The organism is Faecalicatena contorta (assembly GCF_021531995.1).
GTDB classification, from domain to species: Bacteria; Bacillota; Clostridia; order Lachnospirales; family Lachnospiraceae; genus Dorea_A; species Dorea_A contorta_A.
In genome coordinates this window covers 1-15727 of sequence record NZ_JAFBIZ010000069.1, presented here as the reverse complement: position 1 = coordinate 15727, position 15727 = coordinate 1, and the positions used below count along the sequence as shown (strand labels likewise).

Here is a 15727-nt window from a genome sequence, read left to right as displayed (position 1 = left end):
CATCGGTTCCGATAAGATGAATTTGCTGTGTTTTCTTAAAGGCAGAAACTTCCCGTTTGCTGCAGTATCCTTCCACTGTCAGGTAGGAACCGGAATGGATGAGATGATGCAGGCTGATGCATCGAATTAGGCAGCATGCACCGATCACGAGGCTCATAATGAGAAGGATTTTATCTTTTGTCTGCAGCCCGATGATGCATCCGAATAGTACACAAAAAAAGCCGATTGCCGCCTGGGCAACCAGCTTGGATAATAATGGTTTTGGCATAATACTCCTTTCAAAATCGTTGGAATGAAATTTGTTTATTAAGATACAGATTGCCCACAGCCTGCAGGACAGGATACTGGATATGCAGAATCTGTGCCTGGTCAGCCAGTGTCAGGTAGGTATCTTCCGTTCCATTGTAGAGTTGTGTAAAGAACTCATCTTCCCGCTTTGCTACTTTCTTTTGATCTACACAGGTCACCAGTTCCGCAGTGGTTAGCGGAATGGCTTTCGTAAGCTTTAAGACGGTTTCCTCAATAGGCGTGTTTTTTTCTTTCCGCAGATATTTTCCAAAATCTCCGAGCTTGATTTTCCCTTCTACATAGAGCTGGATACAGGTAAATAGCCGGGTGGAGAAAGTTTCGTGAACCGGAAGGATGTGAAGTTTTCCTAACAGCTGATAGAGTGCATCTACGCCGGTCACTCCTTCTCCTTTTGCAATCAGGCCGCGCAAAAGCAGCCGGTTCAGATAGTGGGAAAATGCCAGTCCGTCCGGTCTGCCACTGTTTTTAAGCCGCACATGGTAAGCAGACTCCAGTTCGTGTATCTGCAGAATCTGGAAGGCAAGGCAGCTCCAGAGAATCAGTTCGTGGTCGCATAGCCCGAATTCCTGATGATTATTCAGAACCATAGGAGTGGATTTCCCATCTGTATTTTTGACAAATTTTAATGTGCCGATGGCGGTATAAAGTGTCAGCATAGAACTGCCTCCTTCTTGTTATGATGCTAATAGCTCATATAATATCTCATTTTCTTTCAGCCATTTTCTCGCCTTGCTCTGCCATGCCCTTACCCTGTTGGAAGGAACCTGATATAGTTTTGCAAGCTCTCGATCGGTGTAACCGTCTTGCTGCAGACGGAGAGTGGCAATTCCTTTTTGTATCATATTGCTGCTTGCTGCTTCCAGTTCCTTCAAGTATGCAGTGGACAGGTTTTGTATCGCTTCCTGCTCCGTGGAAAGGGAAGTACGATTCTGGTGAAACTCACCTTCATAAGAGTGACCGTCCTCGGATTCCAGCAATGCATCTAAGGAACAGAATCGTTTATTATATTGGTAAACGGTACGCCAGTATCCGTAGATCGCATTACGGACAGCAGCTCTGGCATATGGTCGGAAGGGACGGTGTCCATCGTATTTAGAAGCTGCATTGCACAGTGCCAGGTAACTGGTTTGTATCAGCTCCTCATATTCTTCTTGGGAAAGATTCGAGTAATTCCGTGTCAGGACATTTACCATTTGTGGCACCAGATCCATATTTTCTTCAACGAGTTGGCTGTAGGGGATAGGATTATTTTTCATGTCATCCACCCTCCTTACCCTGCAAGGCACAGTGGTACATGGTTGTAGCGAAGGACTTTCTCTGATTCTTCTATAAGTCGTTCGCACATGTACTCACTGAAATTACCGATATGTGCCTGTGTGGTGTCGAGGCAAAATTTGTCTGATATCCACCGGTAGGCATCTTTCTTGGACATAATTCCCTGTTTCCAGATCTGATCAAAGATTCGGTGTGCACGGATCCGTTTCTCACGAAGAGATTTATTTGCCAGAGTGCCTTTAGGGCGAGTGGTGCCGGGATGGACGCTGACGTAGGAATTGCAGACCGGATAGCGGCTGCATACATAAAGTTTGCCTTCCCATGCATTTTTTCCATGGACATAAGATGTATCTCTTAAAATGGCCGGGCTGCCACAGTAAGGGCAGCGTATGATTTGTTTCTTCATCATGATTCACCTCGCATTACGTTTTTTATACGTACATTTATCCTTTATTAGTAAGTTTATTACGTTTTCTATACGTATATTGTAAGTAAAAGTGTGATGAATTCCCATATATCAGGGACGAAAACAGGTACCCAAATGTTCCCTTTTTACCACTTTCTGCCATTTTTTATGAATGTTCTGGATAGAAAATGGTTTTGATTAATGGAAAAAGGCCACTGTCTGTAAAACGTTGGTAATTAACTGCCGTGAAGATAAACTTATTACAAAAGTATCGGAGCAGGAACAGTGCAATTAGTATCAAGCAGATCCGGTAGATGGTGAGCGCCTGCCTTTTCTTTTTGTGTAAAGAAGTAAATCTGCAGTACAGGATATAAACCATAGGGATAAAAATCAGGGTAGTGAAGCCCTTGTCAATCGTTTGGATGATCAGAGTAAGCATGTTGCACACCTCCTTGTCTTTATTCATTCTGTACGCAGAAACAAGTAAAAACGCAACTTACCAGTCATAGTTTTTCTCTTCCTGCATTTTTAGGAGTTCCATACAGGGACAGTCGGACTTGACTGCTGTTTTGATATTCAGGTAAGAGCGATATAAGGATAAAAAAGCAGATACAGATATGTTGCTTATGCATTCTTCCGGTTCCGGATAACAGGAAAATAAAATCCGGGCATCGGAAAGAGGAAGAATCAGCGGTTCTGCTGTAGCATCCGGATGAAATAGGAATCCGGGTTCCCTGCATATACCGGAAGTATTACAGGAAGGGCAGGTCACATGGATGCAGTGATGCCAGTTTCCATCACAGGCATCTAAAAATCTACGAACATGTTTAATATCTGTCTGGATATAGGTTGTTTCCATATTCATCACCAAAAAGCAGGCAGTCTCTATGGACCGCCTGCACTGAAATTAAAGATTATTTTTGTTTCTTTTTCCGGAAATAGATTACTGTAGCAATACCTGCGAGCAGAAGGGCACCTGCAGCAATACCTGCGTAAAGAAGAAGTGGGGTATCATCGCCGGTCTTGACTGGTGTGGAGATATCCGGAGTATCTTTTGGTACATCGGTAATTTTCACTGTCTGGCCGTTATCATTTATATCTTCGTGATTCGTCAGTTCCACTTCATTTTTGTTTTCTTTATCACCGGTAGATACATAGAGCTTTTCAAAAACAACTACATCATGTCCGGAGAGAGAAGTAGCATCAAAGGTAAAGGTTACTTCTACAGTGCCTTCAGAGTTTTCCGGTTTGAAAGTTGCTTCAGATATTACAGGTTTTCCGTCAATCAGTACTTCCTTACCGGTTTCCTTGTCCATCAAAGTACCTACGACCCGGTAGGTAAGGCCAGTTACCAGATCCTTGTAAGAAACGGTATCAATAATAGAGGTTTCTTTTTCTGCAAGGACGTCCTGGTCGCCGTCTTTTCCATCTTTAGCGGTAGTCTTAATCTCCGGGAAATAGATGGTCTGTGGAGCATCATCAATCTGGGTATGGAAAGCAACTTCTTTGTCCTGATAAGATACAGACTCAAAGGCTACTATCGTTTTGCCTGCGAGAGCAGTGGCATCCAGTGTGAAAGAAAGCTCTACAGTGCCTTCCGCATCTTCTGGTGTGAAGGTCAGTTCGGACGTAACTTCTTTTCCATCGATTTGCAGAGACTTACCAGATTCCTTATCCATCAAAGTTCCGGTTAACTTATACTCTTTATTTGGAATGAGATGGTAGGAAACGGTATCCGTAATGGTCAGTTCTTTCTTTGGAACTGCCATCTGGGTATTGGTATCCGGGCAGTTTGCCTGAGTTGCAATTTCCGGGAAAAAGATCTGCTGACCTTCATCTTCGAGATCTGCATGAACAGCAATTTCTTTTTTATCCTGTGTTACAGATTCAAAAACAACGGTTGTCTTACCGGCCAGTGAACTGCCGTCAAATTCGAAGACTACATCTATGGTGCCTGAGCTGGTTTCCGGTGTGAATGTTGTTTTGGCAGTTACCTGTTTGTTATTAATTAGAACAGGTTCTCCAGTTTTCGCATCCATGAGTGTGCCCGTTGCAGTGTACTTAAGGTTTGGAACCAGCCCTTTATACTGGATCGTGTCAATGAGTTTCACTTTCTCATCAGCATTTGCCATATGCTCACCGGTTTCAGAGTCTGTTGCCTGCGTGCCGATCTCAGGGAAAGAAATCTGCTGGTCTTCATCAGAAAGGTCCGCATGGACAGCCAGCTGTTTATCTTCCTGATACAGTTCCTCGAATACAACAGTTGTTTTTCCAGAAAGTGAGGAAGCATCAAAGGTAAAAGAAACTTCTACGGTACCGGAGGATTTTTTCGCTGTGAATGTCTTTTCAGAAGTTACAGGTTTGCCGTCAATCTGAATTGCTTCACCGGTCTCGGCGTCCATTAGTGTTCCAACCAGCTTATAGGACTGACCTTTCTTTAGTCCGGAATATTCGACAGTATCTACAAGAGTGACTTCTTTTTCCGGTTTGCTCATATGGGTACCTGTTTCTTTATCCAGAGCTGTCGTGCCGATTTCAATCAGGTCATCGGTCAGGGTTCCAAGGTCAATGGTAACGGAATCTTTATATACAGTCACTTCGAATTTTAAAAGATTCATGCCTTTATTGGATTCACATCTCTGCTCCTCAATGACATATTGATCATAGATAAGGGCACCTTTGGAATCGTCTGGCGTGGAAGATCCGAACCAGACCCCATCTTCCGATGTTTCTCCACGGTTGGTGTTCTGGGTGTGTTTGTTCCATTTGGAAGCTGTACTAGCATACCCATTTTTGTCCGTCACGATGGTATGGCTTTCTCCGGTTGTAACAGAGGTAATGGTAAACGGAACATCAGCAAGACGTTTTTGTTCTCCATCGGATACCTTTACCAGTTCCAGATCGCTACGGTAGATCTGTTCATCGACAGATGAAGCATTGTAGCACTTTACGGTTTCCTTGGAACCATCGGCTGTGATCTTCTGTACGAATACAGTATCATTGGCAAAATATCCGACAGGAGCTTTTGTTTCCTGAACAGTCACTGTACCGAGCGGGAGACAAATGGTTTTTCCATCCGTCTGTGTATAGAACGCATCTCCAGATACCAGATAATCTTTGGAAAAATGAGATTTTCCTTCTGCATCGGTCTTAAATATCCAGGTACGTGCCGGTTTGGCTCCATTTGCGGAAGGATCCTGATCGGACTGTTCGGTATAGAATTTAACAGTAAACTGTGCATCCGCAAGAGATGCAGATCCTTGTGGCTGTGCTTCCTGTGATTCCTTGTCCAGTTTCTGAAGGAGCAGATCCATCGGATTGCTCTGTGGGATTTCCGTCACATTTACAGGCGTGGTTGCTTCGGATTTGACAGTGACGTTATGAGCTTTGGTGTCCAGGATGAATCCTTTGGAAGCTTTGGTTTCTTTTACCGTGTAATTACCTTCCTCCAGTTCTCCGGATTTTGCATAGCCGTTCTTATCTGTTGTCAATGTCTGTACCAGTTTGTCTCCTTTGTAGATGCCATATTCGGCACCCTGTAAGCTATAGTTACTGTTCCCATCGGAAACAGAGGCGTTGGCTGAAGATTTACGGATTTCCAGATAACCATAAGGAACCTGATACCAGCTTCCAACAACAGTCTGGCTTCCGCTTCCGGGAATGATAAATGCTCGGAAGTTTTCCGGGGGAGCAGGAAGGCTTTTGATTGCTTCAGTAACTTCTTTCGCTTTGTCAATGAAATTCTGGGGTGCGCCATGGAAGGCTCCGGTATCAGAAGAATACCCTGCATAAATATAGGCGACGACAAGATGCCCGATTACATAGGAATTGTCATCAGACCAGCCGCTGAAATATTTGTCTTTTACGGTCTTTTCATAGCCATAACCGCCATTTAAGTAATATAGTGATTTCCGAAGCGGGGAATCCTTTGCCAGAAGGTCATAGGAATAGCTGCCGGAAGCAGGGGTTTTCTTGAGTGGTTCCACACAGTAAGCGGTATTGTTCCCATCAAATGTCATGCGGGAAGTAAAGTAGTCTCCATACGGAATGTTCGCTCCTGCGTGAAAACTGACGGTACCGTCTGCCGCATGAACAGTCATGCCGCCGGAAAATACGGTCCCGACAGTAACCAGTACTGCAAGCAAAAATGCGAGCAGCCGGTGGATGAATTGATTTGTTCTTTCTAACATAAGTCTCCTCCTTACTTTGAAGATATGAAAAAGGCAGCGATTTCGCTGCCCCGGGTGTTAACCGGCTTTTGCTTCTTTGTGTTTCTGGCGTTCAATGATTTCCAGAAGCTCCTGCCGGTCGGTGGTAATCAGCTCCTTTTCCAGTGTGGATGCTTTGAATTCCACCGTAATATTATTGTTGTTTGTTGAGATCAGGCCATTCCCCCTTTGAAAATGTGTGATGTTCATGACTTCGGTTTCTGACAGATGCAGGATATTTTTTACCCGCTGTGCCTCTTCGTCTTCCATGTTCAGGATGATCTTGGTCTTACAGTTGTTGATGATACCTTTTCCATATTTACCATCATCCAGAGCAAAGAAATCATTTAAATCTTGTGTGGCAAAAATGCCGGCTCCTGAGTAGGCACGGATGATTTTGGCAATCTCCAGAACAAATTCTGCTGCCAGACGGTTACTGGAAGCACCGATGAGCTGCCATACCTCATCTACGAAGATCGCTTTTTCCTCTGTCCGGTTTTCTTTCGCTTTATCCCAGACGTAATCCAAGGCAACGAACATACCTACTGTTAAGAGATCACTGGAGCCTGTCAGCTCTGAGATATCCAAAACAGTATATTTATTGGTTAGGTCTACGTTGGTCTTCTGATTGAAAGAAGAAGCAGAGCCGTGGACCAAGCGGTTCAGGATATGTGCCAGACGTTTGGTATCCGGACTTTCCATCAGGATATTATAGACATCCTCAAGGATCGGCATTTCCTTATACTGGTCTGGATGATCCGGGTCAATCAGGGATTCGTTTTTATGCGTAATCCCTTTTCTGGCATAGGTTTTAATAAGTGCCTCATCCAGAAGCTGTTTCTCCTCATGATTCATGTCAGGAATCAGGAGAGAGAAGAAGATATGGAGCCTCTGGATTTTGGAAGCCAGAGCGGAAGCATCCAGTGTCGGTCCGTCCAGCAGTTCATTGACAGAATTATCAACTTTGCGGATCTCCATGACGTTAATACAATTTTGACTGGCAGGAGAGATCTGGATGAATTCTCCACCCACGTTTTTACAGGCCCGGTAAAATTCATGTCCCTTCAGAGGAGCAATGATGAAGACCTGGATTCCCTTCCGCCGCATCCGAAGTGCCATAGTCTGCATGGTGAAGGTTTTGCCAGCACCAGAACATCCAAGGATACAGATGTTGGAGTTTTTATACTGTTTGGAATCAAAAATATCTGCGATGACCAGTGAATTATTATGCTTATTTACTCCGAATAAGATGCCGTTGTCGTCACAGATGGAGTAGCTGGTGAACGGGTAGCAGCTTGCAGCTCCCGTAGTCAGGACATTTCGTTTTGACAGTTCATAGAGTTTTTTATCCAGGTTTGCAAGCGGCAGGGAGGATAGGAAACCCTGTTCCTGTAAGAAGTAGCAGGAGTGCAGATCCATATCCTGGGAAATCAATAGTTTCTTCATCTCCTGAATACGCCACTGCAGTTCCTCAAGATCAGAAGCAGTAATCGTGATCAGGAGATTGATATAGTAAAAGTCTTCGTTATTTGCCAGACCAGCCTTCAGAAAGTATCCAGAGCGGATCGCAGAATCCAGATCATCAAAGTCTGCGTTTGTATCGGATGCATCCTTGATCCTTGAACGGTTGATACGGATCTGTTGTCCGAGTCGCTGCTGAAGCTTATCCTTTGGCTGCTTATGCAGATAAAAATCAATATCTATGCCTTCCCCGGCGTTGATCAGTAAGGACAGCCAGCCGGGTGCGACTTTCTGTTTATAGCCGTCGCTTGGAACCAACAGGTACGCATGATAAATTCCGTTGATCCGCACATAATTGGAGTGCCGGAAATCTACGGACTCCGGTGCAATGAACTCGTTAATCCGGATATGATCCAGTTCTTCCTGGCGACCTTCCTTCATATAGCGTGCAAGTACATCTGCAATCCGATCCTGAAGAGGCTTTTCTGTACAAAGGGTCCGGTTTAATAATGTGTATAGGACATCGGTTGTAAATTCATCTTCATTATCATGGGTAACCACCTGATTTCCGCATTGATATAAAAATGTCTTAGCCGTCTGGGCGGCTGTCTCCAGTGCAGCAAGGATTTCTTTTTCTTCCACTTTCCGGTTTACATTGAATGGTTCATACTCAAAAATCAGAAAGAACCGTCTTGAAACGGCCTCTCTGGAACTTAATTTCTTTACGAACTGGATGTAATCCTTCTGTAGTTCCCGACAGTGCGGATTGGTCTCACGGGACAGTTCCAGTGCTGCCTGTTCCAGATGTTTATTGATATCTGCCTTTTTGGAGATCATCTTAATCTGCAATTTGACCGGGCTGATTTTTAAGTAGGAGATAAAGCTGTAAATGATGCCTTGCTGTTCCCTTGCACTTCGCAAAAGGAAGTTGATAGGTTCAATCTCCAGAATCTTAACATATCGGTGGTCAGTGGTATAGATGATCCCGTTGGCAATTTTATCAATCGGAAGATAATCTTCCAGTGTCATGTCCTTTCGCTTTTTCTTTTTCGAGGAAACGGAAGGTGAAGGATCAGGTTGTTTCTTATTGGAGCGTGCCTCTTTTTTCGCAGCTTTCTCCAAACGTTTTGCCTCCTTTTGTGCAAGCTTATCCTGATGCAGTTTTTCTTTATGCCGTTGTTTTTCGGTTTTTAAACGTTGTTTCTTTTCCAATTTCAGAATCCGGATATCTTCCCTGGCCTGCTTCTTGATGCCGCGTTTTGTAGATATATCATAGAGCCGACGCTCTTTTTTTTTAGAGGCTGGTGTGGGAGAAACTTTTGAATCGGGTAGAATCTCTTCCTCTGAAGAAGATGGCATATTACAGGGAACCTCCTCATCATGTGTAGCTGTCTCCATTGGTTGAGGTGATGGCTTCTCTTTTTTCTCCCGGTTCTTTTTCGTCTTTGGTTCTTTTTGACGAGGATATTTACGCTGTTTTCCTTTTGGCTCCGGTTTGGTATCCAGCCGGTATAGGATTCTACGATTAAACAAAAAACGGACAGCATTCATAAGAAAAGCCGTCAGACTTTCCCCTCCGATGCCGATCAGGGCGACCATGGCTGCTGGAAGAGATGTCATACATAAAATGATGATCCGTATGGTCAGGGACAGGGGAAGATGCACAACAGGTATTGCAATCCCGATGGCAAGAATGGCTCCTTCAATAGCATTTCGGATCTTGAACATTCCTCCCATGAATGTACCCCGCTCAATAAAATTACGGGGGATTAAGGCAATTTGTTGTTCTTCAGGGTTGTTCACGGCTGCGCCTCCTTTGCATTCGTTTTCTTTTCCGGTTCTGTTGCTTCGATATCGTTTGGGGTATCAGCAAAACCGCCTTCCTGCATGGATTCTATTTCTTCTGTAGTAACAGCTGGAAGTTTTTGATCCGTCTTACGTTCATAGGTAATTATGTTTTCACTGACTTGCAGTTTTTCTTCCCCAAATAAAAAAGCACCGGTACTGGTGCTGCAGGTAACTGGAAGGGTAGTATTATCAGAGAAAGCAAAAGTAAGCATGATGTCGTTTCCTTCCGGATAGGTGGTCTGTTCTGGAAGAAAGGTCACAGAGGTAATGTCTGTTTTCCCAGTTTCTTTGAGATACAGAGAAAATTGTTGCTTTAGTTCATTGATCTGGGTGTCTGCAAAAAATGCCTGTAATTCTTCAAAGGCTACGTATTTCAATGTGGGAAGTGAGGCAGTATCCTCTCCTTCCGTTTGGATTTCTTTTGCGGGCTGATTTGGGTCAGCCGTATGGTTTTTCTGTTTTTCTGCTTTCCATAAGGCAGGCAGTACAATGCCTGCTACGATCATGCCGATCATCAGCAGGATGGAAAGAATCAATTTTTTTCTGCTCATAAGCTCTCCTTTATTTCTTGTCAAAGATCCAATATGCACTTGCTGTTGCATGAATTTCTGACATCATATCAAATTCCCGGTTGATATAGTTTTTGGATGCACTGTCATTCGGATCGTTAACCAGTACCTTTCCGGAAGCCGTTACACCACGAAGGACAATGAAATGTCCGCCTCTGGTAAATAAGCCTGCACTTTGGGAACTGATGACAGGATGGCCTTCTGACAGTGCTTGTAGGACTTTATTGGGATCGTTGGTCTGGGTGACCGATCCGCATCCAAAATGACTGGCTGCCGCTGCAAAGTAGGACCAGTAAGTGCCGACACCTGGTTTGTAGTAAGAATTTCCACACCAGGAAACTGCATCTACCGGAGTGATGGTTTTGCCCGTCAGATAACTTGCGACCATGGCAAAGCTGGTCGGGCCACATCCGCTGGTTGCAATGGAACCTCCGCCATATGGAATATTTCCGTAATCTGTCTGCAGGTAATGAGGTATCTGCATTCCATTTGCAGGATAGGTGCCGCCTGTAGAAGTAATGATGTAGTACCGGAGTACATGGTCTACGTATTCTTTATCGCCATATCTGGAGTAAGGCCAGTTAGGGCGGGCACACATCATATCAGAATAAGCGATGGCGTTTGCTTTGGTATAACCACCGTCCCGTTCCATGGCCCAGTCAATATAACCGGAACCGTAATTGTATCCCTGCAAAGCAAGCTTGATCCGGTCAAAATCTGTTGGACCGGTGCATCCGGCTTTATCCAGGGCATATTTGAGTTCCTGAATTCCGCATTCGATGCTGTATTCCGGATCTGTAATACCGTTAGGCACATGGGGATATTTCTTATTAAATCCACCTTCTGCCGCCTGCATGACATCAAGACCACGTCCTCCGGATTCCTGCATCATCACAGCAAGGATTAGTTCCACATAGGGAGTCATTCCGTATTTTGCAGCAATCCGTTCTACTGTTGCCCGGTAGCGAAGCACCTCATCGGATACATTGGCAGTTGCAACTCCGGAAGCAGAGGAACCAAAAAAGAGGGTCAGATTTTCTGCATAAGCGTCTGCCACTTTTTTCTGTTTGTCGTTCAGATGAAAGACATGGTCTGCAAAATAAGAATCACCGGCATAGTTGATTACAAAGTTATGCCGGGTAAAGGTAACCGTCTGAGTCTGTGAATCCGTTCCTTCACCGGCTTCCCCTTCTGCACCGGCATCCACCGTAACTTCCATGGTAACTGTCTCTGTTGATACGTCATAAGTAAAAAGGCCATCCTTATTCGCCCGGATGACCCGCTTCAGTTCCGTAACGTTGATATCCCGATAGTTGTCTTTACTTGCACAGAACTGGGCAATGAGCTGATTGGCATTTACAGAGATATAGTAAGCATAGGGATCCGTAATGGATACGGCATCACTTTCCGGTACACGAGAAGCCGCGGCATTCACATCAGCAAGTACCTCGTCGTGACATTCCTGTAAGACTTCTACAATGGCTTCATTAGCAGCACGTATATTTTCATTGATCCTGCTGTTACTGGTAAGTGCTCCGGTATTTTCGGAGAGATTTCCGAAGACAAGTCCCGGAAGCATGACTATGAATAATACTGGAATTAAAAGTAGAGAAACAATTCCAGCCACCGCCTTTTTTAAGATTTCCCGATTCTGGATTGCAGCACCAATAACGGCTCCAAAGGGACCGGCTGTGGCACCTTTTACAGCACCTGAAATAGAAGCCATAGCTCTGCCTACCAGAACTGCTTCATTCAGACCGGTCTGGTGATCTGCCAATTAAATGCGATCCTTTCTTGGAGGAGTCGGGGGCAGTTTCTGGTCGATGGATTCATGGTAGGCAACTTTTCCACCGCCTGCATCATAAGGGGTTTTAGTTACGGTATCCTGTGCATACTGCTTGTACCATGTGGCACCGTCTACAGACTGCACAGTTTCATATGTACCCTGTGAGGGAGCCATATATTGGTCTGCATGATAGAGAGCAAACTCTCTGGAACCTGATTCGGTAGATTCCGTTCCGGTGATCCGTCCGCCTCCGATTTCCATATTGGAATAATTGGGCAAAGGGTGTTCGGAATCTGCTTTCATTCCCATATAAGAAATATAAGCCTTTTCTGCATCTGCTCCTTTGATGGAACCGACCTGACTATAGTTACCTTGTGCAATGCGGCTGATCACATTGTTGGCAAAATCTCCACCTTTGTTTAAGGAAGAATGATACATGACACTGCCGATGCTGGAATGTTCTGTGTAGCCAGTTGCTGTATTGACTGCACTCCGTTCCACCTGCCTTCCGACAGCTCCGGCCAGCCCGCCTGACAGGAAGCTTCCACTGACAGCAGCTGCACCTGGAGAAGCAGGTGCCCGGTATCCGCCTCCACCGCCACGTAAATGCATTGAACTTGACAGGCTTCTTCCGGCGATTAAAAGCTCTGCCATCATGTTTCCGCCAGTGTTTCCTACATTGATGCCAAGGCTTGCCATGAAGGAATCGATTTTTTGGCTGACTTTTAAAAATGCGATTGCGCAGAGAAACCAGATGAATATATTACCGGTAACGGCTTCCTTTCCCTGGTTTGCCACTGCCTGTTCCACTTCTGCTTCCGTAAGTTCTGCCGCGAAGACCGGGAAGGAACAGAATAAGACCATGCAGGCAGTAAGTGTCAGCAATAATATAATTTTTTTCTTATGTTTCATGTGTTCCTCCTTTTGTTAGATAGATAATGGATTGGCCAGAAAAGTACCAACCATAGATGTAAACAGGCGCAGACACCAAGCATTCATCAGCAGTAGGAAAAATTGTCCACCAAGCATCCGACACCAACTCTTGAAAATATTACCGGTTGCCTGAGAAGAGCCCATTGCGAAAGCGACTGGGGCTGTATAAACAAGAACGCCGAGAAGAATGTAACGTTCTGCCGCTTCAAACAGTAGTTTGATGTAATTCCATGCCAGAATCAGTACCAGGATCAGTGCAGTAATCGCAACAGCTCCATTGGCACAGACACCGAGGATAACAGTGATAACGGAGTTAAAGTCTGCGAATTTTAGCGGAGGCAGATCTTCTGTCAGAATCCAGCTATATGGTGTTCCTGCAATGTCAAGTAAAAGATCTACGATATCTTTTGCATAGAAAGTAAGGAACAGGAAGATGAAAGAGCGCATGGATAATTTCAGTGGATCTTCTGCCTCAATTCCGGCACCAGCAAAGTAATTTTTAAATAACTGCCAGACCCAGTTCAGTAGGATCAGACCTATGGCCAGGGCCAGAAATACCTGATACATGCTCTCGGCTGCGGGGAAATATCTTAAAAAGGTATCCATGGAGCAACCCAGAGCACCTAAGACTGAAGTGGTAATAAGATCCAGAATGTTCATGACCTGCTCTGCAATCCATTCCACGATTCCATCTAAGATTCCCATTTAGGCACCTCCTTTCCTGGCTTAGCCATTCCATTTACCTCCGGCAAAGAACGGTGTGATGTAAGCCATGATGAAGCCAAGACCGTTTAAGATTGCCCAGGTGATGACGATACGTTTGAGCCATGCACGGGATTCGTCCACGGTTTTTCCCGATTTGGAAAAGTTCATCATTAAAAGAGCCACAGATGCCGTTACAACAGCAGCTATGGTAGAAATCAGGATGATCTGGTTGTAGACATCTTTCATGATTTCATTTGCTTTGTCCCACATGTTAGCTGCCAAGACCGGCTGAATATTGCATGCCAGAAGCGTGAGCAGCAGGGATGCTGTGTAAATAATCCGCATGTAGTCAGGACGACGCTTTTCATTCGGCGGGTTTTCTTTGACTGTATGTTTTCTCACGTAAGTTAAACCTCCTTCATATGAAAAGGGCAGTATGGAATATCCACCCTGCCCCGATGCTTATAGTTTCTTAGTGCCTCATGCCAGTTTATCCGGCAGCAAAAAAGCAGCCCGGTCAATACAGGCTGCCTGATGCAAATACAGTATAAAATTGTAAATCTAATTCACCTCCTGCAAGAAAAAACGCAGCCAGTACCAAAAGGGAGAGGCAATGACTCCGGTACCGCTGCGCAATTCCTGCATATAATTTTGACAATATCAATTTTAGCATGTTTATATTTACCTGTACATCGCAGAACCGTGCCAGTTTAGGTCGTGAAAGAGCCATAACTGTGCCATGACATCAAAAGTGCATTAATTCAACACCACTAGAGTTAGTGAAACTCTATCAGATACTGTATGGAAGAATCCTTGGCAAATATACTAAAAGTACGATTGTAACGCTGTAAGAATTAGTGTGATTAGGAGAAGATAATATGCAAGGGATAGGGAAAAGGATTCAAAAAAGCAGGGAAGCTGCCGGACTGAAGCAGGAACAGCTGGCAGAGATGGTTGATTTGAGCTGTAATTATTTAAGTGCCATAGAGCGGGATGTGAAGACACCAAGGTTGGATACTTTTGTAAGAATTATTAATGCATTGAATGTATCAGCAGATGAAATCCTGATGGATGTGCTGGAAGTAGGAACAAAAACGAGATGTACGCAATTGGAAGAAAAGATGAAACATTTGCCGGCAAAGGAGCGAAACAAGATTCTTCGTGTGTTGGAAGTGATGATTGAAGAAGCGGGAAAATAGTTTTGCGTATGGGCGTGGACCTTTTAAAAATTTTAAAGATGTAATATAGTGCGTGAATATTTATAATTCATGTGTTATATGATGAAATACATTTTCATATCTGCTATACTAACGCTGATAGAGTTAATTGACTAATTCTAAAGCGTGGAGGCAGTATGAAGAAAATTGGAATAATTATCACAGTATGCGTAGTAAGTCTGATGGCAGGCATTGGAATTGGAAAAGAAGTAGAAGGTCATAGGCAAAGCAGTGAGACTGAGCTCCAGGAAGAATATGTGCCGTGGGATCGAAAGACACCGAAACCAGTAAAGAGTAAACTTAAGGATCTGGATCATTGTTACTTGTGTGGGAATGATAACCGCAGTCTGATGGGGCTGTTTCGTAAATATGACGATCTTGGGATCATCTGTGTGAATAAATGGTATGTATTGGATATGAAGATACGGAATCATGATGATGCAGGTAATTTGACAGGCCCACAAGGACACATTAATACGACATATACTGGAACCGGAGAGGGAGGATGCTTTTTTCATGCAAGCCCGAATTCTGATAGGGGAATTTCAAAGGTAACCGTAAGTTACGGTGAGAATAGTACACTGGATATGAAATTTATCCGGAAACATCTTTGCCAGGACTGCCTGGATAAATTGATGGAAGTGATGGAGACTTACGGACCAGAGGATGAATCGTGGGAACCAAGAGATTTGTGCCTTGTGGATTTTAATACGCTGGAGCTGTATTCTCTGCAGGGCAATTATAGTTCATATTATGTGGGAGATTATTATGTGGAGATTGATGACAGCAAGGAAGAGGAACTGAAGGTTACGGCAGTTTATGCTCCGGTTTTGGAAGAGAATGGGAAAAAGAGGATTTTGGAATGATAACATGGTATAAAGATACATTAGTAGATGATATACATGAAACGAAAATTCAATTTTGCTTTTATAATAATTTAGGTATGAATAGTGAACAAGTTGAATTTATAAGGAAGCTTACAGAAAAGTATTTAAAAGAATATCCTGCAG

13 protein-coding genes and 1 pseudogene are annotated in these 15727 nt (G+C 44.1%); 2 read left to right on the top strand and 12 right to left on the bottom strand.

The window, feature by feature from the left end; translation table 11 throughout:
* The 12 genes and pseudogenes from JQM82_RS10015 to JQM82_RS09960 form a co-directional block, all read right to left on the bottom strand.
* Positions 1 to 268 (bottom strand): annotated as a pseudogene (locus JQM82_RS10015) (hypothetical protein); the annotation flags it as partial.
* A 10-nt stretch (positions 269 to 278) separates the two neighbouring features.
* On the bottom strand, positions 279 to 965 hold the full coding sequence (locus JQM82_RS10010) for a cell division protein (RefSeq protein ID WP_235250110.1): 687 nt from the start codon (positions 963 to 965) through the stop codon (positions 279 to 281).
* 18 nt (positions 966 to 983) lie between these two features.
* Positions 984 to 1565 carry a sigma-70 family RNA polymerase sigma factor gene (locus JQM82_RS10005; RefSeq protein ID WP_235250108.1) on the bottom strand — a complete coding sequence of 194 codons (582 nt, stop codon included), beginning with the start codon at positions 1563 to 1565 and terminating at the stop codon, positions 984 to 986.
* 14 nt (positions 1566 to 1579) lie between these two features.
* Positions 1580 to 1990 (bottom strand): zinc-finger-containing protein, encoded by a 411-nt coding sequence (locus tag JQM82_RS10000; RefSeq protein WP_235250115.1) that lies wholly within the window; start codon positions 1988 to 1990, stop codon positions 1580 to 1582.
* Between the two features lie 496 nt (positions 1991 to 2486).
* Entirely contained in the window at positions 2487 to 2849 is a 363-nt protein-coding gene (locus JQM82_RS09995; protein WP_235250106.1) for a hypothetical protein, read from the bottom strand.
* Positions 2850 to 2904: 55 nt separating this feature from the next.
* Entirely contained in the window at positions 2905 to 6180 is a 3276-nt protein-coding gene (locus JQM82_RS09990; protein ID WP_235250103.1) for a VaFE repeat-containing surface-anchored protein, read from the bottom strand.
* Between the two features lie 57 nt (positions 6181 to 6237).
* A complete protein-coding gene (locus JQM82_RS09985; protein WP_235250102.1) occupies positions 6238 to 9462 on the bottom strand; it encodes an ATP-binding protein in 3225 nt (1074 codons plus the stop codon).
* Entirely contained in the window at positions 9459 to 10058 is a 600-nt protein-coding gene (locus JQM82_RS09980; protein ID WP_235250099.1) for a DUF5038 domain-containing protein, read from the bottom strand. The genes JQM82_RS09985 and JQM82_RS09980 overlap by 4 nt, the downstream gene beginning before the upstream one ends.
* 10 nt (positions 10059 to 10068) lie before the next feature.
* Entirely contained in the window at positions 10069 to 11853 is a 1785-nt protein-coding gene (locus tag JQM82_RS09975; RefSeq protein ID WP_331472859.1) for a lysozyme family protein, read from the bottom strand.
* Positions 11854 to 12774 (bottom strand): hypothetical protein, encoded by a 921-nt coding sequence (locus JQM82_RS09970; RefSeq protein ID WP_235250097.1) that lies wholly within the window; start codon positions 12772 to 12774, stop codon positions 11854 to 11856.
* A 15-nt stretch (positions 12775 to 12789) separates the two neighbouring features.
* Positions 12790 to 13500, bottom strand: a complete 711-nt coding sequence (locus JQM82_RS09965; RefSeq protein WP_235250095.1) for a hypothetical protein — start codon at positions 13498 to 13500, stop codon at positions 12790 to 12792.
* A 21-nt stretch (positions 13501 to 13521) separates the two neighbouring features.
* Positions 13522 to 13845: a fimbrial protein gene (locus JQM82_RS09960; protein WP_154323324.1), complete on the bottom strand. Its 324-nt coding sequence runs from the start codon at positions 13843 to 13845 to the stop codon at positions 13522 to 13524.
* A gap of 533 nt (positions 13846 to 14378) precedes the next feature.
* Here JQM82_RS09960 and JQM82_RS09955 point away from each other — a divergent pair.
* Together JQM82_RS09955 and JQM82_RS09950 are read left to right on the top strand one after the other, a co-directional pair.
* Positions 14379 to 14699: a helix-turn-helix domain-containing protein gene (locus JQM82_RS09955; protein WP_235250093.1), complete on the top strand. Its 321-nt coding sequence runs from the start codon at positions 14379 to 14381 to the stop codon at positions 14697 to 14699.
* A gap of 155 nt (positions 14700 to 14854) precedes the next feature.
* Positions 14855 to 15583 (top strand): hypothetical protein, encoded by a 729-nt coding sequence (locus tag JQM82_RS09950; protein WP_235250091.1) that lies wholly within the window; start codon positions 14855 to 14857, stop codon positions 15581 to 15583.
* Positions 15584 to 15727 lie beyond the last annotated feature (144 nt).